This is a genomic window from Planosporangium flavigriseum (assembly GCF_011947225.1).
GTDB classification, from domain to species: Bacteria; Actinomycetota; Actinomycetes; order Mycobacteriales; family Micromonosporaceae; genus Planosporangium; species Planosporangium flavigriseum.
The window spans coordinates 197,358-217,586 of sequence record NZ_JAATVW010000003.1; the positions used below are offsets into that span (position 1 = coordinate 197,358).

The window sequence follows — 20,229 nt, forward strand, 5'->3', positions numbered from 1 at the left end:
TCCCAGACGGCCTAACGGAGCACGCCGACGACCACCCAGCGACCCGAGCGCACCCGGGCGAGCAGCCCCACCAGGCGGATCACGATGAACAGCGCCAGGCCGGCCCAGACTCCGGCGAGGCCGAGGCGCAGCCCGTACGCGATCCAGATCGCGGGCAGGAAGCCGCAGAGGGCGGACACCAGCGTCAGGTTGCGCATGTACCGGACGTCACCCGCACCGATCAGCACCCCGTCGAGCGCGAACACGACCCCGGCGAGCGGCAGCATGCCGACGAACCAGGGCCAGGCGCGCATCGCCTGCGCGAAGACCTGCGGGTCATCCGAGAACAGCTTCGGCAGCACCCCGGCCCCGCCGCCGATCACGACGGCGAACACGGCGCCGGACGCCAGCCCGATCGCGGCGATGCGGCGAGCCAGGGCCTGCGCCTGGGTGGCCGCGCCGGCGCCGAGCGCGGCGCCGACCAGCGACTGCGCGGCGATCGCCACCGCGTCGAGGGCGAACGCGCAGAACATCCACAGCTGCAACGCGACCTGGTGCGCCGCGAGCGCGGCCGCCCCGAAGCGCGCGGCCACGGCGGCAGCGGAGATGAAGCACGCCTGGAACGCCGCACCGCGCAGCAGCAGGTCCCGGCCGAGGACGAGTTGCCGGCGCAGCACCTCTGGGCGCGGCCGGAGCGACACCCGCTCGACGACGAGGGCGCGTACGAACAGCGCGCCCGACACCGTCTGGGCGCCGGCGTTGGCGATCGCCGACCCGATCAGCCCCAGGTGGAGCCCGTACACGAGGATCGGGCACGCGATCGCCGACAGCAGGTTGGCCCCGAGGACGTAGTACATCGGCCGCCGGGTGTCCTGCACCCCGCGCATCCACCCGTTGCCCGCCGTGGCGAGCAGCAGACCGGGGGCGCCGAGCGCCGCGATGCGCAACCATCGTGCCGCGCCGGCGGCTACGTCGGGGTTGTTGCCGGCGAGGGTACTGGCGAGAGGGTCGGCAAGCACCTGCGCCGCGACGGCGATGAGCGCCCCGGCGGCGAACGCGAGCCAGGAGGCCTGGACCCCTTCGGCGACTGCGCCGGCCCGGTCGCCGGCACCGTACCGGCGTGCGGAGCGGCCCGTGGTGCCGTAGGCGAGGACGATGCCCAGCCAGGCGGCGACCGTCAGCACGTTGCCGCCGATGGCCAGCGCCGCCAGCGGTGTGCGCCCCAGATGCCCGACCACCGCGGTGTCCACGAGGACGTAGAGCGGCTCGGCGGCGAGAACGGCGAGCGCCGGGAGGGCGAGCCCGGCCACCTTACGAAGGCTGGGCGTGGCGGCGGGAGCGGCGGAGGTGGTCATCGCCCCGGATCGTGGCACGCCGCAGGTAAGGCTGCCAAGCCCGAAGGCTAGTTACAGGTCCGGGGGGTGACGCCGCGGTCACCGACAACCCGCGGCGTCACGAGATCGCCGTCAGCCCCGCCGGTCCATCGACATCTGGAGCGCGGCCCGGGCCAACTCCCGGCTGTCCTTGGTGGAGGTTTGCGGCTTGGGCTGGGCTTTCTGCTGCTCAGACATGACAGGTCTCCTCGATCGTCGTGGTCACGGCTGTTACGCCGGGCATCTCCTGACCGGGATCACCAGTCGCCGGACCTGCCCTGCGGAGCCGAGTCGACGGGGTGGGTCGACCCTCGCAAACCGAACTGGCATGTACGCGTCACCACGCGTCACGCATTGTCTAAGTTAACGTTAAGTTCCATAACGTGCGCTCAGGTCTTACATATTGAGACGTGAAATTGCCCACGATGTGGCGCGTCAGCGGGCCAGGAAGTGCCAGCCCAGCCACCACCAGAAGCCGAGCAGCGCGACCCGGCCCACGGGAAACGGGCCGACTCGGTACCGCATGACGAGACCGCACAGCGCGGTGAAGGGCGGAATCCTCGAACCGGGGCGCCTGGCCACCCACTCCAGCCCGAGCGCCACGAGGAACATCGAGCCGAAAGCCGCGATCGCCAGCAGGCGGCTGAGGCTGCTCATAACCGAGCCAGTCCCCAGTACGCGGCGAGCCAGCCGAAGTACGCGGCTACCCGAGCGGGGTAGCCCTCGATCAGCGGGTCGGCGAGCCCGGACAGCGTCGGATGGTCGTGCGTCGAGCCGAGCGCGAGGTTCGTCAACTCGACGGCGGTGAGAACGAGGACAGGAAGCAGCCACCAACCGGCGGCCGCGGACATCCGGGGCGGCGACACCCGGCGGAGCGGGCCGGATGTCGAGTCGCGACCGGACAGCCCCAGCCAGAAAAGAGCACCGCCAGCGACCAGGACCACCACATTGGCCCCGACCGAGAACGACGGGAACAAGCCACCGACCAACGAGACCAGGGCAAAGCCCGGCAGCACGACCGCCGGTCGGGACACGGCACGCGAGGCGCGCCCCCGCTCATCCGCGTCCCGCGCCCCCATCAGCGCACCGATCCCTCGGCGCCGCGCCTCTCAGGACTTGTCGCGGGAGGCGAGGGCCTCCTCGTCCTCGTCTTCGGTGTCTTCGTCGACGCGGTACGGCTGCGGGTCACCCGCGTGCTTCGCACCGGCCGCCCTCCGCTGCACCTCCGCGTCGGCCTCACGCGCCGCAGCCAGCAACTCGTCGATGTGCTTGACCTGGTCCTGCACGTTGTCGAGGACGAACGTGAGCGACGGCGCGTGGCGTAGCCCCAGCGCCTTGCCCACGGTGCTGCGCAGCAGGCCCTTGGCACTCTCCAACGCGGCGGCGGTGCCCGCCTCAGCAGCGGCGTCCCCGAGCACGGTGTAGAAGACGGTGGCTTCCCGCAGGTCGGCGGTGATCCGGGCGTCGGTGATCGTAATCATGCCGAGCCGCGGGTCCTTGATCTGCGTACGCACCACCGACGCGACCAGCTCCCGAACTCGTTCGGCGTGCCGGCGCACCCGGGCGGGGTCCGTCATCTCGCTCACCTCCGCGTGTCGACCAATGTCTCGAACATACCTGGGGCGGCTCAGTCGTCGTCGCCGTGGAGGCGCCGACGCACCGAGAGCAGCTCTATCTCCGGACGCCGCACGACCGCCTTCTCGCAGGAGTCGAGGACTTCCGCCACATGACTGGCCTCGGCGGCGACCACCCCGACGCCGATTTCGGCGCGGCCGTGCAGGTCGCGGGCGCCCACCTCGGCGGCCGCGACTTCGAACTTCCGAAGCGCAGCGATGATGGGCCGCACGTATGACCGCTTGGCCTTCAACGATCGGGAGTCGCCCGGCAGCAGTACGTCAAATACCGCAGTTCCGGTGTACACAGTCAAATTCTAGATCTTGCAGTGACCGAGCGCGAACGGGTTACGAACGCGAATGGCCCCGGGGCACTGCCCCGGGGCCATTCGGTGATCAGTTCGATCAGCTACGCGGCTTCTCACGCATCTCGAACGTCTCGATGACGTCGCCGACCTGGATGTTGTTGAAACCACCCATCGTGACACCGCACTCGAAGCCCTCGCGGACCTCGGTGGCGTCGTCCTTGAACCGGCGCAGCGACGCGACCGACGCGTTCTCGGCCACCACGGCACCGTCGCGGACGACGCGAGCCTTGGCGTTGCGCCGCATCAGGCCCGACCGGACGATGCAGCCGGCGATGATGCCGACCTTCGAGGAGCGGAACACCTCGCGCACCTCGGCGGTACCGAGCTGCACCTCCTCGTACTCCGGCTTGAGCAGCCCCTTGAGCGCGGCCTCGATCTCCTCGATGGCCTGGTAGATGACGGTGTAGTACCGCATCTCCACGCCCTCGCGCTCGGCCAGCTCGCGGACCCGCTCGGCGTGCCGCACGTTGAACCCGATGATGATCGCGTCCGACGCGCTCGCCAGGTTGACGTCGTCCTGCGTGATCGCACCGACACCACGGTGGATGATCTTGAGCTGCACCTCGTCGGATATGTCGATCTTGACGAGGGCATCCTCGAGAGCTTCCACCGAACCGGACACGTCGCCCTTGATGATGAGGGCCAGCGAAGTCTTCTCGCCCTCCTTCATCTGCTCGAACAGCGTCTCCAGCGTCGCCCGACCACGCGAGTTCGCCATCTGCGCCGCACGGCGGCGAGCCTGCCGCTGCTCGGCGATCTGGCGGACCGTCCGGTCCTCGTCGGCGGCCAGGAAGTTGTCGCCAGCTCCCGGCACCGCGGTCAGACCGAGCACGAGCACCGGACGGGACGGACCCGCCTCGGGGACCGGCTCCATGTTCTCGTTGAGCATGGCCCGGACCCGGCCGTACGCGTTACCCGCGACGATCGAGTCACCGACCCGGAGCACGCCCTTCTGGACGAGCACCGTGGCGACGGGACCCCGACCGCGGTCGAGGTGCGCCTCGATCGCGACACCCTGGGCGTGTCCGTCGATCGGCGCGCGCAGCTCCAGCGAGGCGTCCGCGGTGAGCAGGACGGCCTCGAGCAGCTGGTCGATGCCGATACCCGGCTTCGCCGCGACGTTGACGAACATCGTCTCGCCGCCGTACTCCTCGGCGACCAGGCCGTACTCGGTGAGCTGCTGGCGCACCTTGTCCGGGTTGGCCTCCGGCTTGTCGATCTTGTTGACCGCGACCACGATCGGCACGTCGGCCGCCTTGGCGTGGTTGAGCGCCTCAATCGTCTGAGGCATCACGCCGTCGTCAGCCGCGACAACCAGCACGACGATGTCGGTCACCTGAGCACCACGGGCACGCATGGCGGTGAACGCCTCGTGACCCGGGGTGTCGATGAACGTCAGCGCGCGGTCATTGCCGTCGTGCTCGACGTGCACCTGGTAGGCACCGATGTGCTGGGTGATGCCGCCGGCCTCGCCCTCGACCACGTTCGCGTGCCGAATCGCGTCGAGCAGCTTGGTCTTACCGTGGTCGACGTGGCCCATGACGGTGACCACCGGCGGCCGGACAACCAGCCGCTCCTCAGCGACCTCGGCGTCGAGGTCGATGTTGAACTGCGCGAGCAGCTCACGGTCCTCGTCCTCGGGGCTCACGATCTGCACGTCGAAGCCCAGGTGCTCGCCGAGCAGCAGCAGCGTGTCGTCGGAGCACGACTGCGTCGCCGTCACCATCTCGCCCAGGTTGAACATCTCCTGGACCAGGGAACCGGGGTTCGCATTGATCTTGTCGGCGAAGTCGGACAGCGACGCACCGCGCGACAGTCGGACAACCTGGCCCTGACCACGCGGGGCGCCCGAACTCATCTGCGGAGCAGACAGGTTGTCGAACTCTTGTCTGCGCTGCTTCTTCGACTTGCGGCCACGCGTCGGCCGGCCACCGGGACGCCCGAAGGCACCCGCCGTACCGCCGCCACGACCACGGCCACCGCCACCGGGACGACCGGGGGCACCGGCACCAGCCGGGGCTCCACCGCCGCCACCGGGACCGCCGCGGTAACCACCGCCGCCGCCACCGGGACCGCCGCCACCGGGACGGAAGCCACCGCCACCGCCACCACCGGGACGACCGGCGCCACCACCGGGACCGCCACGGAAGCCACCGCCACCGCCGCCACCGGGACGACCGGCGCCACCACCGGGACCGCCACCCGGACGGGCCGGGCGCTGGCTAGGCATCTGGGACGGGTTGGGCCGCGGGCCGCCCATGGAGGCCGGGTTGGGCCGGGGAGGCATGGAGGCCGGGTTGGGCCGGGGAGGCATGGAGGCCGGGTTGGGCCGGGGCATACCGGCCGGCGTGGGCCGCTGGCCGCCGCCTGCCGGGTTGATCCCGAACGGGTTGTTGCCACCGCTACGACCGCCAGGACGCCCTGCGGGACGCGGAGCCGGACCGGGACGCGGAGCCGCGGGCGGCGGACCCGGACGCGGGCCCGGACCCGGGGTGGGACCGCCGGCCGGGGGCTCCCGGCGAACGGTCTCACGCTGCTTCGCGGCCTGCTGGGCGGCCTTGACCTGGGCCTCCTGCTCGGCCTTCAGCGCGGCGGCGCGAGCCTCCGCTGCCGCCACTTCGATGTCGTGCGCGCTCGCCGGCTGGACCACCGGCGCCGGGGCCTGCGGGCGAGGCGGACCGGGAACCGGTCCACGCTTCGCCGACGGGGCCGGCTGCGGCGCGCGCTTCGGGGGTGCCGGTCGTGCCGACACCTTGGACTGGGGACTCGCCGGCGCGGCCGGAGCCGGCGCCGCCGAGGAAGCGGTTGCGGCCGGAGCGGACGGTGCCGCCGACCCCGCTTCAAAAGCTGCGCGCAGACGGCGGGCGACGGGCGCCTCCACCGTGCTGGACGCAGACTTCACAAACTCGCCCATCTCCTTGAGCTTGGCGAGTACGTTCTTACTTTCGACCCCGAGCTCTTTTGCAAGCTCGTGTACGCGGGCCTTGCCTGCCACTGCACTCCTCACTCCGAGGCCGGCAGCGGCAAACCCGCACCGACCTCACTCGTGCACTTGAAGCCTGGTCATCTCAGGGACTTCATCGTGTGCTCATGTTGGTCGTCCTACCTTGCTTGTCCGGGTGGGGCGGGACGCGCCCACCATCGGCGGTTCCGAGCGGATCGGCGTGGCCGCAAACGGCCTCGGCGAGCGGACCGGTGTCCAGGACACCGGAGACGCGAAGCGCACGCCCGAAGGCGCGGCGCCGCTCCGCCAGCGCGAAACACGCCGGGTCGGGATGAACATGTGCTCCCCGGCCCGGCCGTCTGCGTGCCGGATCGGGAACAAGGCTGAACGTATCAGCGCTGTTCTCGATCGCGACTGCCCGCAGCAACTCGGAGGCTGGCACGCGCTTCCGGCAACCCACACAGGTGCGTACCGGCCGAGCAAGCTCGACCGTCGCCGAAAGTGCGCGACGTACCATTTAACAATTCTACCCTCTTGGGCATTCCGACGGTTAGCCCGCCTCGCCCGCTCGCTCCGCCGCTGACTGCGTCACAGTCTCGGTGTCCGGCCGGATGTCGATCCGCCATCCGGTGAGCCGGGCCGCGAGCCGGGCGTTCTGCCCCTCCCTGCCGATCGCCAGCGAGAGTTGGAAGTCAGGAACCGTCACCCGGGCCGCCCGGTTGACGGGGTCGACGACCTCCACCCGCAGCGCCCGGGCCGGGGAGAGCGCGTTTCCGACGAACGTGGCCGGGTCGTCCGACCAGTCGATGATATCGATTTTCTCACCGTGCAGCTCGCTCATCACGGCGCGCACCCGGCTACCCATCGGACCGATGCACGCGCCCTTGGCGTTGACGCCGGGGACGGTCGCGCGTACCGCGATCTTGGTCCGGTGACCGGCTTCCCGCGCGATGGCCGCGATCTCCACCGTGCCGTCGGCGATCTCCGGAACCTCCAGCGCGAACAGCTTCTTGACCAGCGCGGGGTGCGAGCGCGACAGCGTGATCTGCGGGCCACGGAACCCCTTGGCGACGTGCACGACGATGCAGCGGATCCGCTGGCCGTGCTCGTACACCTCCCCCGGCACCTGCTCGGCGGGGGGCAGGCTGCCCTCGACCTTGCCCAGGTCGATCGTCACGATGCCCTTCTCGGCCCGGAACTCGTGGGCCTGGATCACACCGGTGACCAGGTCGCCGTCACGGCCGGCGTACTCACCGAAGTGCACCTCGTCGGTCGCCTCCCGCAGCCGCTGGAGGATGACCTGCTTCGCGGTCATCGCGGCGATCCGGCCGAAGTCGTGCGGGGTGTCGTCGTACTCCCGCACCACCCCGCCGTCCGGGTCCGTCTCCTGGGCGATGACGCTCGCAGCGCCGGTCCGCCGGTCGATCTCGACCCGCGCGTGCGGGTTGGCACCGTCGGTGTGGCGATACGCGGTCAGTAGCGCGGTCTCGATCGCGGCGAGGATCGTCTCGAACGGAATCTCCCGCTCGCGTTCCAGGGCGCGGAGAGCCGCGAGGTCGATATTCACTCCTCGTCGCCTCCTTCCTCGTCGTCGATCTCTTCGAGCTCGTCGTCGGAGAGCTCGGTCATACGGCTGAACTCGATCTGTACCCGGCCGGGGCCGAGTTCGTCATACATGAACCGGCGCGGCTGGCCATTGACCTCCAGCTCGACGCCGGCATCATCGGCTTTCTTGATCCGGCCTTCGACGGAACGGTCACCAACAGTGACCTTTACCAGACGTCCGACGTTGCGCCGCCAGTGCCGCGGCAACGTCAGCGGCCGGTCGATCCCCGGCGAGCTGACCTCCAGCTCATACTCCCCCGGGACCAGGTCGCCACCGGACTCCTCGGCCGCGTCCAGCGCGGCGGAGATGTCCCGGGACAGGTCGGCGACCGCGTCGAGGTTGACGCCGTCGTCGCTGTCCACCAGCAGGCGGACCAGATGGCGACGGCCCACCCGCTTGAGCGAAACGTCCTCCAGGTCATAGCCTGCGGCGGACACCAACGGCTCCACAACCTCGCGGAACCGGGCCCGCTGGGCGGCGAGATCCGTAGTCTGGTCAGGCCGCCGCGGCGGTCGGGCGCCGGTCCGTTCGCCGGCATGGCGGCGCCGCTGCTGTGGCATGTACCGCACCTCCCGCGCGATCGTCGGCCCGAGTCCCCCGCGGCTTACGCGTCGCGAGATCTTCAGGCAGCTGGGCCTCCACCCACGTTAAGTACGCGGGTGGTCTGAGGCCTGAGCGTAACGCGTGGCGGCGCTGCGTGTGCCGGTACCGCTCCGATCTGAGACTTTGGCGTGCCGGTACCGGACATGAGAGCCCGGATTGGACGCGATGGTGTTGACTATGGCGGTGCGAATCGGCGAGGAGCGTCGGCGACCCAGCCGGCGGACAGTCTTACGTGCTGCGCTCGGCAGTGCTGCCGGCGCCGTCTCCCTTGCCGCGTGCGACGGTCCCCGGTCGGAGGCTCAGCAGCTGCCGGCCCCGGACCCGCTGAACCCCTTCTACCATGACACGGCCGCCCTGCTCGGACGCTACGACGCGGCGATCGCCACCCAGCCGGCCCTGGCCGAGCGCCTGGGACCGATCCGTGACGCCCATCGCACACACCTGGAAGCGCTGGCCCGCGAGATCGGTCCGGGCCTGGACACCGCGGCGGCCACCAGCCCCGGCCCCGGCCCCGGCGAGCCGTCCTCGCTCGCCGCGCTCTCGGCCGCCGAGCAGGCCGCCTCCGCCGCGGCGCGGGAAGCCTGCCTGCGCGCACCGTCGTACCGCGCCGCCCTGCTGGGCTCCATCGCCGCGGCCCGGGCAAGTCACGTGGCGGCGCTGTCATGACCGCCGCCGAACGGCTCGCGGACGCGCTGCGCGCCGAGCACGCGGCGATCTACGCGTACGGGGTGCTCGGCGCCCGTCTCGACGGCCAGACGGTGTCCGCGGCCCAGACCGCCGAGGCGGCCCACCGCGCCCGCCGGGACGCGGTGATGGTGCGCCTCGCCGCACTGCGCGCGCCGGCACCGCCGGCGGAGCCCGCGTACGCGCTGCCGGCGCCCGTGCCGGACCAGGCCGCCGCGCTGCGGTTGATGGTCGGAGTCGAGGAGCGCTGTGCGGGGATCTGGCGGCAGGCGCTGCCCGAGGTCACCGGCGACGACCGGCAACTGGCCGTGGACGCTCTGATCGACTGCGCCGTACGCGCGACCAAGGCGCGCACCGTCGCCGGGGTTCGGCCGCCGACCGTGCCCTTCCCCGGCCGCCAGTAACCCCGATTTGCCCGGGGGTAGCGCGTGTCGCTTGCCCTCGACATACTCAGTATGCATACTCCGTAGCCATGTCGATCAAGTTCGGTCTACTCGCGCTCCTCGAGCGCGGGACGATGTACGGCTACCAGCTACGAGTTGCCTTCGAAGAGTCCACCGGCGGCACCTGGCCGCTCAACATCGGCCAGGTCTACACCACCCTGTCCCGGCTGGAGCGGGACGGCCAGGTGCGCCCCCTACCCGAGTCGGAAGCCGGCCAGCGGCCGTACGAGATCACCGACGCCGGCCGGGCGGAGCTGACCCTGTGGTTCGCCACCCCGATCAGCCGCGCCGACCGACCCCGCGACGAGCTGGCGATCAAGCTGGCGCTCGCGCTCACCACGCCGGGTGTGGACGTCCGGTCCGTGGTGCAGACCCAGCGCACCGCGACGATGCGCACGCTGCAGGAGTACACCCGATTGAAGGCGCGGTCGGACGCGCCGGCCGACCTGCCCTGGCGGCTGGTCCTCGACGCGATGCTGTTCCAGGCCGAGGCCGAGGTGCGCTGGCTCGACCACTGCGAGGCCAGCCTGGTGCGGCACCGGCCCGAACCGCCGTCGGCGACGGCACAGCCGGAGACCGCACCGTCGGAGCAGGAGGCACGGCGATGACGAACGTGCTGGAACTGCGTGACGTCCACCGGACCCACGGCAGCGGTGAGACCGCCGTACACGCGTTACGCGGGGTCTCGCTGCACGTCGTCCCCGGTGAACTGGTGGCCGTCATGGGCCCGTCCGGTTCGGGCAAGTCCACCCTGCTCAACCTGGCCGGCGGGCTGGACCGCCCCGCTAAAGGCGAGGTCGCCGTCGAAGGTCAGGTACTCGGCGCGCTGCCGCGCCGCCGGCTGGCCGAGGTACGCCGCCGCGCCATCGGCTACGTCTTCCAGTCGTTCAACCTGCTGCCCAGCCTGACGGCGGTGGAGAACGTGGCCCTCCCGCTGGAACTGGACGGCGTCTCGGTGCGCACGTCCCGGCGCGAGGCGCTGCGGTCCCTGGCCGACCTGGGGCTGACGCACCTGGCCGACCGGTTCCCCGACGAGATGTCCGGCGGCCAGCAGCAGCGGGTCGCGATCGCCCGGGCCCTGGTCGGGCCGCGCCGGTTGGTCCTCGCCGATGAGCCCACCGGCGCGCTCGACTCCGAGACCGGCGAGGCGGTCCTGCGCGTCCTGCGCGCCCGGGTCGACGCCGGCGCGGCCGGGATCCTGGTCACCCACGAGGCCCGGCACGCCGCGTGGGCGGACCGGGTGGTCTTCCTGCGCGACGGCGTCGTGGTCGACATGTCAGAACGGCTTGCACAGCCCGAGGATCTGCTCGTACGGCCGGAGGCGACCGCGTGACGGGCCTGTGGACCGGGTGGCGCGCGGCCGTACGGGTGGCCCGCCGCGAAGCCTGGCGTAGCAAGGGCCGGTCGACGCTCGTCATCGCCATGATCGGGCTGCCCGTCGCCGCCCTCGGCTTCGCCGCGGTCACGCTCAACATGTTCCAGCTCACGCCGATGGAGCGGCTGGAGCGCACCGCCGGCGCCGCGGACGCCCTCGTGTACCGCGCCTGGGACGGGCCCATCCGCCAGAAGCCGGACAGTCTCGCGTACGCGTCGGAGGAAAACCCCACGGGTCCGCCCGGCGCGGCCCCGGCGGACCCCGCGGACGCCATGCGCGCGCTGTTACCGCCGGGCAGCCGGCTGATCCCGGATGTCGACTTCTCGGTACAGGCGCACACGGTCAACGGCATCGGCCCGATCGCGGCGCGTGCCCTGGACCTCACCGATCCGCTGACGCGCGGAGTCGCCACCGTCCACCGTGGGCGGAGTCCGCACGGGCCGGGCGAGGTCGCACTGACCGAGCAGGCGGTCACCCGTACGGGGGCCGAACTCGGCGACACCGTGCGGCTGCTCGACGAACAGCGGTACCGGGTGGTCGGGATCGTGGAGTTCCCGAACCGGCTCGGGGAGGTCGTCCTGTTCGATCCCGCCCACCGGCCGGCCGGAAAGGCCGTCCCGAAGATCGACGAGAACGGCCAGCGCTGGCTGGTGGACACGCCGCGGCCGCTGCGGTGGTCGGATGTCCGTCAGCTCAACAAGCACGGCGTCGTGGCCCTCTCCCGGGACGTGATCCGCCATCCGCCCGCGCCGGAGGAGGTGCCCCCGCTGGGACAGCCGGGGGGCTCCGGCTCGGTACAGCAGATGTCGTTGACCGCCCTCGTCGTCGGGGTGGCCGTACTCGAGATCGTCCTGCTGGCCGGGCCGGCCTTCGCCGTGGGCGCCCGCCGGCGCCAGCGCGATCTGGCGCTGCTCGCCGCGAACGGGGCCACGCCCGCGCACCTTCGCCGCGTGGTCCTGGCCGACGGGGTGGTGCTCGGCGCCGCGGGAGCGGTGGCCGGAATCGCGCTCGGCATCATGGTCGCCCTGGTGAGCCGTGGGCCGTTCGAGGACTACATCACCCACTCCCGGGCGGGCGGGTATCGCATCTTCCCGCTCGCACTCGCCGGCATCGCGGCGTTCGCCGTCGTCACGGCGACGCTCGCCGCAACGGTGCCAGCGTTCGTCGCCGCCCGGCAGGACGTGGTGGCGGCGCTGGCCGGCCGTCGCGGCGTCACCCGCTCCCGCAAGCGGTGGCTCGTCCTCGGCGCCGCGCTGACGACGCTCGGTGTGGTCGTCGGCGGGTTCGGCGCCTGGCGGACCACCCCGAACCTGATCCTCGCCGGGCTGGTCACCGGCGAGATCGGGCTGGTGCTGTGCACCCCGGCGCTCGTGGGTCTGGTCGCGCGGATGGCCCGGGTCCTCCCGCTCGCGCCTCGCATCGCGCTGCGCGACACCGCCCGCAACCGCGCCGCGGCCGCCCCGGCGATCTCGGCGGTCATGGCGGCCGTGGCCGGCAGCGTCGCGCTCGGGGTGTACCAGCACGGCGTCGACCTGAAGTCGGCCCAGCAGTACCAGCCGTCGCTGCCGCACGGGTACGCCACCGTCACCTTCGAGGACCACAGGCCCGGGGCCGCCGCCCCGCCGGTCGACCCGGTGACCGCGGTGCTGCGCGACACCCTCCCCACCCGCGAAGTCGTGCCGACCGTCGGATCCACGTGCGCGCAGGACGCGTGCCTCCTCGCCGTACAGGTGCCGCCCGACCGGCGCTGCCCGTTCGTCGGCGGAGGCCGGCACGGGCCGACGACCCCCGCCGAGCAGCGCGCCGCCCGCCGCGATCCACGCTGCGGCACGAGGGCGTCGTTGACCTCCGGGTTCGTTGGTCCGTCACTTCCGGTCGACGACGGTACGGGCCTCGCCGCGCTGACCGGTGCCAGTGGCGAACAGTTGAACCAGGCGATCGAGACGCTCCGCACCGGCGGGGTGGTCGTCTTCGACCCCGTCTTCATCGTGAACGACCACGTCACGATCGAGGTCCGCACGCCGCAGCCCGGCGACGAGGACTGGCTGGAAAAGCCGGCACAGGCCTCGGTCTCGGCGCGGGCGTACGTCATGCACGACGTCGCACGCGCGTCCCAGGCCGTCCTCTCCCCCGCACTGGCCCGGCAGGCGGGGCTGCACGAGCGGGTGACCGGGCTCGTCGCGGCGACCACCCGGATGCCGACGAAGGCCGAGCGGGACCGGCTGACCGCCGAACTGTCCCGGTTCGACGAGCAGTACCCCATGTACGTGGAGGATCCGCAGCGCAGTGACACCGAGATCCTCATGGTGGTCCTGATGGTCGCGGCAGCCGTGATCTCGCTCGGGGCGGCGGGTATCGCCACCGGCCTGGCCGCCGCCGACAGCCGGCCCGACCTGGCCACCCTCGCGGCCGTCGGGGCGTCCCCGCGGGTACGACGGGTCCTGTCGCTGAGCCAGAGCGGGGTCATCGCCGGCCTCGGCTCGCTGCTCGGCACGGCCGCCGGCCTGGGTGCGGCCGCCGGGGTGCTGGCGGCGCTCAACCGCGCCTACGCGGACCTCTGGCCGGCGCCCGTGCCGTACCCGATCACCGTGCCCTGGCTGAACCTGGCGGTGGCGCTGCTGGTCGTACCGGGGGTCGCGATGCTCGGCGCCGGCCTGCTGACGCGCTCACGCCTACCGGTGGAGCGACGCCTGTAAGACGCGCCGGTGAGCGGGGCTGGTCCCCGCTCACCGGCGGCCGCAAAATGATCTGATGGGTGCCTATAACTCTCTCATCCGGCGGCTGGGACATCAGGCCTGGTTCGCGGCCACCGCGCGTCAGCTCGTGCCGATCGACCGCTGGATCTTCCGCCGGACGGGCGGGCGCTGGTCGGTGATCGGCAAGCACGGGCTGCCGTCGCTGCTGCTGACCACCACCGGGCGCAAGTCCGGGCAGCCGCGCACCGCGCCGCTGCTGTACGCCCGCGACGGCGACGCCTTCGTCGTCATCGGCTCCAACTGGGGCCAGCAGCACCACCCGGGATGGTCGGCGAACCTGCTCGCCAGCCCGGAGGCGACCGTCGCCGTCGGCGACACCCAGATTCCCGTACGCGCGGCGCTCACCACCGGTGCCGAGCGGGACCGGCTGTGGTCGCTGGCCCTCCAGGCGTGGCCGGCGTACACCTCGTACGCGAAGCGCGCGAACGGCCGGGATCTGCGGATCTTCCGCCTGGAGCGCCGGTAGCCGGCGCCCCAGGCAGCGCTGCCGTCACCCGACGGTGATGCCGATCACCTTGCCGATCCCGTACGTGATCACCGCGGCCGCGATGCCGAAGACGAGCTGGCGCAGGCCACTGGCCCACCAGGTGCGGTGGGTGAACCGCGCGGTGAGCGCACCGGCGACGAAGAGGCCGATCGCGCCCGCGAGCAGCGCCAGCCACAGCGCGCTCGCGCCGAGCAGGTACGGCATCAGCGGCACCAGCGCGCCGGCCGAGAAGCACAGGAACGACGAGAACGCCGCGGTCCAGGGGCTGGCCGTCTCGTGCGGGTCGATACCGAGCTCCTCCTGCGCGTGTACCCGTACCGCCTGGTCGATGTCGCGCCCCACCACGGTCGCGACCTGGTGCGCCAGCTCCGGCGGCAGGCCCCGCTTGATCCACATCTGGGCCAGCTCCCGAGCCTCGGCCGCCGGGTTGCGCTCCAGCTCGCGCCGCTCCTTGGCGACCTCGTGCTCGACCTGCTCGTTCTGGGTGCGCACGCTGGTGTACTCGCCCAGGCCCATCGAGATGGCGCCGGCGACCAGGCCCGCGACGCCGGTGAGCACGATGCTGCGCGGGCTGACGCCGCCGCCGCCCACGCCGGCGATCAGCGCAATGTTGGTGACCAGGCCGTCCATGGCGCCGAAGACGGCCGGGCGCAGCCAGCCACCGGAGACGTCGGCGTGGTGGTCGTCGTGGTGGGCAGCCGGCGCGGTGTCGGCGTCGCGCAGCCCGGGCGCCTCGGTGCCGGGCACGGCACCGGGCGCGAGGCTCACCTTATTCGTCGGGTCGTCACCAATGTCTGTCACGTACCTGCTCCTATGGAAGCGTCAAGATCTCGCATCCATCTTCGGTCACGACCACCGTATGCTCGAACTGCGCGGTCCATTTGCGGTCGCGTGTCACGACTGTCCAGCCGTCGCGCCACATCTCGTAGTCGTGTGTCCCGAGCGTGATCATCGGCTCGATCGTGAAGGTCATCCCCGGTTCCATGATCGTCGTCAGCGACGGATTGTCGTAGTGCGGCACGTAGAGCCCGGAGTGGAAGGCCGTGTGGACGCCGTGACCGGTGAAGTCGCGCACCACGCCGTAGCCGAAGCGGTTGGCGTACGCCTCGATGACCCGCCCGATGGCGTTGATCGGCCGGCCAGGCGCGACCGCCCGGATGCCCCGCATCATCGCCTCGTGGGTGCGCTCCACCAGCAGGCGCACCTCCTCGGAGACGTTGCCGACGCAGAACGTCGCGTCGGTGTCACCGTGCACCCCGCCGATGTACGCGGTCACGTCGACGTTGATGATGTCGCCGTCCTCGATCACCGTCGAGTCCGGGATGCCGTGGCAGATGACCTCGTTCAGCGAGGTGCAGCAGGACTTGGGGAAACCCTTGTACCCGAGGGTCGAGGGGTAGGCGCCGTGGTCACACAGGAACTCGTGGACGACCCGGTCGATCTCGTCCGTGGTGACCCCGGGCTTGCAGTGCTCGCCCGCGAGCTGCGTGGCCTGCGCGGCAAGACGGCTCGCGATCCGCATCTTCTCGATCGTCTCGGGCGTCTGGACGTCCGGTCCACGGTACGGCTTGGGACCCTTGCGGCCGACGTACTCGGGGCGTTCGATGTGGGGCGGCACCTGCCGCCAGGGGGACGGCTTACCGGGTTTCAGGGAGGCGCGGACGGTCATGCCCCCAGATTAGCCGCCGACGTCGGTACGACCACGCATGATCACAGTGGCCGCGCGCTCACAGCGGCGTCACGTAGGCGCCCGTGATGCCGCCGTCTACGACGAACGCGGCGGCCGTCATGAACGAGGCGTCGTCACTGGCGAGGAACGCCACGGCGGCGGCGATCTCGTCCGGCTCGGCGAAGCGGCCCATCGGCACGTGGACCAGCCGGCGGGCGGCCCGCTCCGGATCCTTGGCGAACAACTCCTGCAGCAGGGGCGTGGAGACCGGGCCGGGGCACAGCGCGTTGACCCGGATCCCCTCGCGGGCGAACTGGACGCCCAGTTCGCGGGTCATCGCGAGAACGCCGCCCTTGCTCGCTGTGTACGCGATCTGCGACGTCGCCGCGCCCATCAGCGCGACGAAGCTCGCGGTGTTGATGATCGAGCCCTTGCCCTGGCGCTGCATGTGCGGGATGGCGTACTTGCAGCACAGGTACACGCTGGTGAGGTTGACCCGGTTGACGCGCTCCCAGGCGTCCAGCCCGGTGGTGAGAATCGAGTCGTCGTCGGGCGGCGAGATGCCGGCGTTGTTGAACGCGATGTCGACCCGGCCGTACCGCTCGGCGACGCCGGCGAAGAGGTCGGCCACCTGCTCCTCGACGGACACGTCGCACGCCACGAACTCGCCGCCGACCTCCTTGGCCGCCGCCTCGCCGGCGTCGGCGTTGAGGTCCACCACGACGACCTTCGCGCCCTCGGACGCGAACCGCCGCGCCGTGGCGAGCCCGATGCCGCTGCCGCCCCCGGTGACCACCGCCACCCGGTCCCGCAACCTGTCCACTGTACTCTCCCTCTGTTTTCCCATGATCATGGTGCGGTCGAAATGAAGACGTTCTTGACGTCCGTGAATGCGCTCAGCGCATCCGGCCCGAGCTCACGGCCGAGGCCGGACTGCTTCATGCCGCCGAACGGTGTCCAGTACCGCACCGACGAGTGCGAGTTGACGCTCAGGTTGCCCGACTCCACGCCGCGCGCCACCCGGATCGCCCGGCCGACGTCACGGGTCCAGATCGAGCCGGACAGGCCGTACTCGGTGTCGTTGGCGACCCGGACCGCTTCGGCCTCCTCGCCGAACGGAAGCACGGAGACCACCGGGCCGAAGATCTCCTCCCGCCAGTGCGGCTCGTTGCCGTCGCGGGCGAGCAGAACCGTTGGCGGGTACCAGAATCCGGCGCCGGACGGGCAGTCGCCCCGAAAGGCGACGTCGGCACCGTCCACATACGACTCCACGACCTCCCGCTGGCGCGCCGAGATCAGTGGGCCCATCTGGGCCGCCTCGTCGGCCGGGTCGGCGCACCGGAACGCCTTGACGGCCGGCTCCAGCAGTTCCAGGAACCGGTCGTACACACTGGCCTCGACCAGGATGCGCGACCGCGCGCAGCAGTCCTGCCCGGCGTTGTCGAAGACGCCAGCCGGGGCGGCGGCCGCGGCCGCCGCCAGGTCCGCGTCGGCGAAAACGATGTTGGTGCTCTTGCCACCCAGCTCCAGCGTCACCCGCTTCACCTGGTCGGCACAGCCGGCCATGATCTGCTTGCCGACCTCTGTGGACCCGGTGAAGCACACCTTGCGTACGGCCGGGTGGGTGACGAAGCGCTGCCCCACCACGGATCCCTTGCCGGGCAGGACGGTGAAGACACCCTCGGGGATGCCAGCCTCCAGCGCCAGCTGAGCCAACCGCAGCGCGGTCAGCGGCGTCAGCTCGGCCGGCTTGAGCACGACCGTGTTACCGGCGGCGAGGGCCGGCGCGAAACCCCAGCCGGCGATCGGCATCGGGAAGTTCCACGGCACGACCACGCCGACCACGCCGAGCGGCTCGTGGAACGTGACGTCCAGCCCGCCCGGCACCGGAATCTGCCGCCCGGCCAACCGCTCCGGCGCACCGGCGTAGTAGTCGAGCACGTCGCGTACGTTTCCGGCCTCCCACCGGGCGTTGCCGATGGTGTGCCCGGAGTTGCGCACCTCCAGTTCGGCGAGTTCGTCGAGGTGGGAGTCGACGAGGGCGGCGAAGCGGCGCAGCAGCCGCGCCCGGTCGCCGGGAGCGACCTCGCGCCAAACCGGGAACGCGCGAGCGGCGCGCTCGATCGCGGCGTCGGTCTCCTCCAGCGAGGTCGACGGGACGTCCGCGACGAACTCCTCCGTCGCCGGGTTGATCACCTGCATGCGCTACAACCTCTCGAAACCGCGGTACAGCTCCCAGTCGGTGACTGCCGCGTCGAACGCGGCCAACTCGACCCGGGCGTAGTTGGCGTAGTGGTCGACCATCTCGTCACCGAACGCCTGCCGGGCTGCCTCGCCGGACTCCCACAAGGCCGCCGCGTCGCGCAGGGTCCGGGGCACGTGCTGCGCGCTCGGGTCGGCGTACGCGCTGCCGGTGACCGCGTCCTCGAGGTCGAGCGCGTTGTCGATGCCGTGCAGCACACCGGCCGCCATCGCGGCGATCGCGAGGTACGGGTTGACGTCGCCACCCGGCACCCGGTTCTCGAAGCGCAGCGCGTCCGCTGAATGACCAACGACCCGTAACGCGCAGGACCGGTTGTCGGTACCCCAGCGCACCGCGGTCGGCGCGAACGATCCCGGCTGGAACCGCTTGTACGAGTTGACGTTCGGCGCGTACATGAGGGTGAACTCCGGCATCGTCGCGAGGACCCCGGCGAGCGCGTGCCGCATGAGGGCCGACATGCCGTGGCCGTCGGTGGCGCCGAACACCGCCTCGCCGTCGAGCGAGCGCAGCGAGAAGTGGATGTGGCAGGAGTTGCCCTCGCGGTCGTTCGGCTTCGCCATGAAGGTGAGCGCCATGCCCTCCTGCGCGGCGATCTCCTTCGCGCCGTTCTTGTACACGGCATGGTTGTCGGCAGCGGTGAGACCGTCGGCGAAGCGGAACGCGATCTCGTGCTGGCCGAGGTTGCACTCGCCCTTGGCGCTCTCCGGTTGCAGTCCGGCACCGGCCATCTCGTTGCGGATGCGGCGCAGCAGCGGCTCCACGCGCGCGGTGCCCAGCAGCGAGTAGTCCACGTTGTAGAGGTTGGCTGGCGTCAGGTCGCGGTACCCGCGCCGCCAGGCGTCCTCGTAGGAGTCCCGGTAGACGACGAACTCCAGTTCGGTGCCGGCGTACGCGACGAGCCCTCGCTCGCGCAGCCGATCCAGTTGACGGCGCAGGATCTGGCGGGGCGAGGCGACAACCGGCGTGCCGTCGAACCAGGCGAGGTCGGCCATCAGCAGGGCGGTGCCCGGCTCCCAGGGGGTGCGCCGCAGTGTGTCCAGGTCGGGCACCATCGCGAAGTCGCCGTACCCGCTCGCCCAGCTCGACATCGCGTACCCGTCGACGGTGTTCATGTCGACGTCGACGGCGAGCAGGTAGTTGCAGCCCTCGCTGCCGTTCTTCACCACCTCGTCGAGGAAGTGCTGTGCGTGGAACCGCTTGCCTTGCAACCTGCCCTGCATGTCCACGACCGCGAGGACGACCGTGTCGATCGTGCCCTCGGCAACGGCCGTGCGTAGCTGCTCAAGCGTCAGCATCCCAGGCCTCTTCCTGTCAAAGGACTAATAGCGAACCATTAACCGAGCAGGCCGCGCAAGAGTTCGGCCGTCGCGTCGCAGTGCTCCTCCATGGCGGTACGGGCGCCGGCCGCGTCGCCGGCCAGGATCGCCGCCACGATCCGGGCGTGCTGGGCGTCGGAGTGATCGAGGTTGCGGCGCAGCACCGGAATCGCCGCGAGCAGCTGGTCGAGGCGCAGCTGGACATCGGCGATGGCCTGCGCGACCGAGGCAGACCCGCTGGCCGCGGCGATCGCGAGGTGCAGCCGGGAATCGCCCGTACGGCGCACTGCGGGGTCCCGCTCCCGGGAGGCGGCGAGAGCGGCGGCCAGGTGCGCGCGGTCGGCCGCCGAGAGCGGCCGGCTGGCCGCGAGCGCCGCCGCGCCGGGTTCGAGTACGCGCCGGAAGTCCAGCGCGTCGTGCAGCGTCTCGCCCATCTCGCGCGCGAGCGTCGCCGCGTCCGGCCGGTCGCCGGCCGGGCCCTGATAGATCACGAACGTGCCGCCGGCCCGGCCACGGCGCGACTCCAGGTAACCCGCCTCCCGCAGCGCCCCGATGGCCTGACGCAGCGTCACTCGGCTGACGCGGAGCTTCTCGGCCAACTCCCGCTCCGGCGGCAACTGCTCCCCCGTCGTCACCATGCCGAGTTTGATCGCCTGGACCAGCCTGGCCACGGTGATCTCGAAGGCGTTGCCGCCGCGCACCGGCCGCCATACCGGCATCCCAGGTTGCAGGTCGTTCTCGGCCGGCATG

Annotated in this window: 21 protein-coding genes; 6 read left to right on the forward strand and 15 right to left on the reverse strand. The window is 71.5% G+C overall.

All coding sequences use genetic code 11. The annotated features are described in order from the left end of the window. Window positions 1-11: 11 nt before the first annotated feature. The 9 genes from HC028_RS06000 to rimP all read right to left on the reverse strand — a co-directional run bounded on the left by HC028_RS06000 (window position 12) and on the right by rimP (window position 8,443). Window positions 12-1,334 (reverse strand): MATE family efflux transporter, encoded by a 1,323-nt coding sequence (locus tag HC028_RS06000; RefSeq protein WP_168073761.1) that lies wholly within the window; start codon window positions 1,332-1,334, stop codon window positions 12-14. A 453-nt stretch (window positions 1,335-1,787) separates the two neighbouring features. Continuing rightward, the gene (locus tag HC028_RS06005; RefSeq protein WP_168073445.1) at window positions 1,788-2,009 is read right to left on the reverse strand and encodes a DUF6186 family protein; all 222 of its coding nucleotides are present in this window, start codon (window positions 2,007-2,009) and stop codon (window positions 1,788-1,790) included. Continuing rightward, complete coding sequence (locus HC028_RS06010) at window positions 2,006-2,431, reverse strand: hypothetical protein (RefSeq protein ID WP_168073763.1); 426 nt, start codon at window positions 2,429-2,431, stop codon at window positions 2,006-2,008. The genes HC028_RS06005 and HC028_RS06010 overlap by 4 nt, the downstream gene beginning before the upstream one ends. 30 nt (window positions 2,432-2,461) lie before the next feature. Then, entirely contained in the window at window positions 2,462-2,929 is a 468-nt protein-coding gene (gene rbfA, locus HC028_RS06015; protein ID WP_168073765.1) for a 30S ribosome-binding factor RbfA, read from the reverse strand. A 50-nt stretch (window positions 2,930-2,979) separates the two neighbouring features. After that, window positions 2,980-3,273, reverse strand: a complete 294-nt coding sequence (locus tag HC028_RS06020) for a DUF503 domain-containing protein (protein WP_168073767.1) — start codon at window positions 3,271-3,273, stop codon at window positions 2,980-2,982. Between the two features lie 97 nt (window positions 3,274-3,370). Then, entirely contained in the window at window positions 3,371-6,328 is a 2,958-nt protein-coding gene (infB, locus tag HC028_RS06025) for a translation initiation factor IF-2 (protein WP_168073769.1), read from the reverse strand. Window positions 6,329-6,410: 82 nt separating this feature from the next. Then, complete coding sequence (locus HC028_RS06030; RefSeq protein ID WP_168073771.1) at window positions 6,411-6,794, reverse strand: YlxR family protein; 384 nt, start codon at window positions 6,792-6,794, stop codon at window positions 6,411-6,413. A gap of 33 nt (window positions 6,795-6,827) precedes the next feature. Continuing rightward, on the reverse strand, window positions 6,828-7,844 hold the full coding sequence (gene nusA / locus HC028_RS06035) for a transcription termination factor NusA (protein ID WP_168073773.1): 1,017 nt from the start codon (window positions 7,842-7,844) through the stop codon (window positions 6,828-6,830). Further along, complete coding sequence (gene rimP, locus HC028_RS06040) at window positions 7,841-8,443, reverse strand: ribosome maturation factor RimP (protein ID WP_168073775.1); 603 nt, start codon at window positions 8,441-8,443, stop codon at window positions 7,841-7,843. The genes nusA and rimP overlap by 4 nt, the downstream gene beginning before the upstream one ends. A 220-nt stretch (window positions 8,444-8,663) precedes the next feature. Between rimP and HC028_RS06045 the strand changes: the two genes are divergently transcribed. From HC028_RS06045 to HC028_RS06070, 6 genes are all read left to right on the forward strand, one after another. Next, the gene (locus HC028_RS06045) at window positions 8,664-9,152 is read left to right on the forward strand and encodes a hypothetical protein (RefSeq protein ID WP_168073777.1); all 489 of its coding nucleotides are present in this window, start codon (window positions 8,664-8,666) and stop codon (window positions 9,150-9,152) included. Continuing rightward, window positions 9,149-9,574 (forward strand): ferritin-like domain-containing protein, encoded by a 426-nt coding sequence (locus HC028_RS06050; protein ID WP_168073779.1) that lies wholly within the window; start codon window positions 9,149-9,151, stop codon window positions 9,572-9,574. The genes HC028_RS06045 and HC028_RS06050 overlap by 4 nt, the downstream gene beginning before the upstream one ends. A gap of 68 nt (window positions 9,575-9,642) precedes the next feature. Continuing rightward, window positions 9,643-10,221, forward strand: a complete 579-nt coding sequence (locus HC028_RS06055) for a PadR family transcriptional regulator (protein ID WP_168073781.1) — start codon at window positions 9,643-9,645, stop codon at window positions 10,219-10,221. Then, entirely contained in the window at window positions 10,218-10,946 is a 729-nt protein-coding gene (locus HC028_RS06060; protein WP_168073783.1) for an ABC transporter ATP-binding protein, read from the forward strand. Before HC028_RS06055 ends, HC028_RS06060 begins: the two co-directional genes overlap by 4 nt. Next, complete coding sequence (locus HC028_RS06065; protein WP_168073785.1) at window positions 10,943-13,684, forward strand: FtsX-like permease family protein; 2,742 nt, start codon at window positions 10,943-10,945, stop codon at window positions 13,682-13,684. Before HC028_RS06060 ends, HC028_RS06065 begins: the two co-directional genes overlap by 4 nt. Before the next feature lie 55 nt (window positions 13,685-13,739). Further along, window positions 13,740-14,210 (forward strand): nitroreductase/quinone reductase family protein, encoded by a 471-nt coding sequence (locus tag HC028_RS06070; RefSeq protein ID WP_168073787.1) that lies wholly within the window; start codon window positions 13,740-13,742, stop codon window positions 14,208-14,210. A 24-nt stretch (window positions 14,211-14,234) separates the two neighbouring features. On the opposite strand, the gene HC028_RS06075 is transcribed toward HC028_RS06070, so the two are convergent. The 6 genes from HC028_RS06075 to HC028_RS06100 form a co-directional block, all read right to left on the reverse strand. Continuing rightward, the gene (locus tag HC028_RS06075) at window positions 14,235-14,954 is read right to left on the reverse strand and encodes a VIT1/CCC1 transporter family protein (protein ID WP_275408227.1); all 720 of its coding nucleotides are present in this window, start codon (window positions 14,952-14,954) and stop codon (window positions 14,235-14,237) included. 88 nt (window positions 14,955-15,042) lie between these two features. Continuing rightward, entirely contained in the window at window positions 15,043-15,900 is an 858-nt protein-coding gene (gene map, locus HC028_RS06080; RefSeq protein ID WP_168073789.1) for a type I methionyl aminopeptidase, read from the reverse strand. Window positions 15,901-15,958: 58 nt separating this feature from the next. Then, window positions 15,959-16,747: a 3-oxoacyl-ACP reductase gene (locus HC028_RS06085; RefSeq protein WP_168073791.1), complete on the reverse strand. Its 789-nt coding sequence runs from the start codon at window positions 16,745-16,747 to the stop codon at window positions 15,959-15,961. 2 nt (window positions 16,748-16,749) lie between these two features. Continuing rightward, complete coding sequence (locus HC028_RS06090; protein WP_168073793.1) at window positions 16,750-18,102, reverse strand: aldehyde dehydrogenase family protein; 1,353 nt, start codon at window positions 18,100-18,102, stop codon at window positions 16,750-16,752. Between the two features lie 3 nt (window positions 18,103-18,105). Further along, window positions 18,106-19,458, reverse strand: coding sequence for a glutamine synthetase family protein (locus tag HC028_RS06095; RefSeq protein ID WP_203981195.1), 1,353 nt, complete (start codon window positions 19,456-19,458; stop codon window positions 18,106-18,108). A gap of 38 nt (window positions 19,459-19,496) precedes the next feature. Then, window positions 19,497-20,228 carry a FadR/GntR family transcriptional regulator gene (locus tag HC028_RS06100; RefSeq protein WP_168073795.1) on the reverse strand — a complete coding sequence of 244 codons (732 nt, stop codon included), beginning with the start codon at window positions 20,226-20,228 and terminating at the stop codon, window positions 19,497-19,499. Window position 20,229: the final 1 nt, after the last annotated feature.

Bases quoted from the DNA above. Each gene is read 5' to 3' on its own strand.
- HC028_RS06090 (WP_168073793.1), bottom strand. From the start codon at position 18,102: ATGCAGGTGATCAACCCGGCGACGGAGGAGTTCGTCGCGGACGTCCCG.
- HC028_RS06060 (WP_168073783.1), top strand. From the start codon at position 10,218: ATGACGAACGTGCTGGAACTGCGTGACGTCCACCGGACCCACGGCAGC.
- HC028_RS06070 (WP_168073787.1), top strand. From the start codon at position 13,740: ATGGGTGCCTATAACTCTCTCATCCGGCGGCTGGGACATCAGGCCTGG.
- rimP (WP_168073775.1), bottom strand. From the start codon at position 8,443: ATGCCACAGCAGCGGCGCCGCCATGCCGGCGAACGGACCGGCGCCCGA.
- rbfA (WP_168073765.1), bottom strand. From the start codon at position 2,929: ATGACGGACCCCGCCCGGGTGCGCCGGCACGCCGAACGAGTTCGGGAG.
- HC028_RS06005 (WP_168073445.1), bottom strand. From the start codon at position 2,009: ATGAGCAGCCTCAGCCGCCTGCTGGCGATCGCGGCTTTCGGCTCGATG.
- HC028_RS06100 (WP_168073795.1), bottom strand. From the start codon at position 20,228: ATGCCGGCCGAGAACGACCTGCAACCTGGGATGCCGGTATGGCGGCCG.
- HC028_RS06050 (WP_168073779.1), top strand. From the start codon at position 9,149: ATGACCGCCGCCGAACGGCTCGCGGACGCGCTGCGCGCCGAGCACGCG.
- HC028_RS06085 (WP_168073791.1), bottom strand. From the start codon at position 16,747: ATGGGAAAACAGAGGGAGAGTACAGTGGACAGGTTGCGGGACCGGGTG.
- HC028_RS06030 (WP_168073771.1), bottom strand. From the start codon at position 6,794: ATGGTACGTCGCGCACTTTCGGCGACGGTCGAGCTTGCTCGGCCGGTA.
- map (WP_168073789.1), bottom strand. From the start codon at position 15,900: ATGACCGTCCGCGCCTCCCTGAAACCCGGTAAGCCGTCCCCCTGGCGG.
- HC028_RS06055 (WP_168073781.1), top strand. From the start codon at position 9,643: ATGTCGATCAAGTTCGGTCTACTCGCGCTCCTCGAGCGCGGGACGATG.
- HC028_RS06045 (WP_168073777.1), top strand. From the start codon at position 8,664: ATGGCGGTGCGAATCGGCGAGGAGCGTCGGCGACCCAGCCGGCGGACA.
- HC028_RS06095 (WP_203981195.1), bottom strand. From the start codon at position 19,458: ATGCTGACGCTTGAGCAGCTACGCACGGCCGTTGCCGAGGGCACGATC.
- HC028_RS06010 (WP_168073763.1), bottom strand. From the start codon at position 2,431: ATGGGGGCGCGGGACGCGGATGAGCGGGGGCGCGCCTCGCGTGCCGTG.
- HC028_RS06000 (WP_168073761.1), bottom strand. From the start codon at position 1,334: ATGACCACCTCCGCCGCTCCCGCCGCCACGCCCAGCCTTCGTAAGGTG.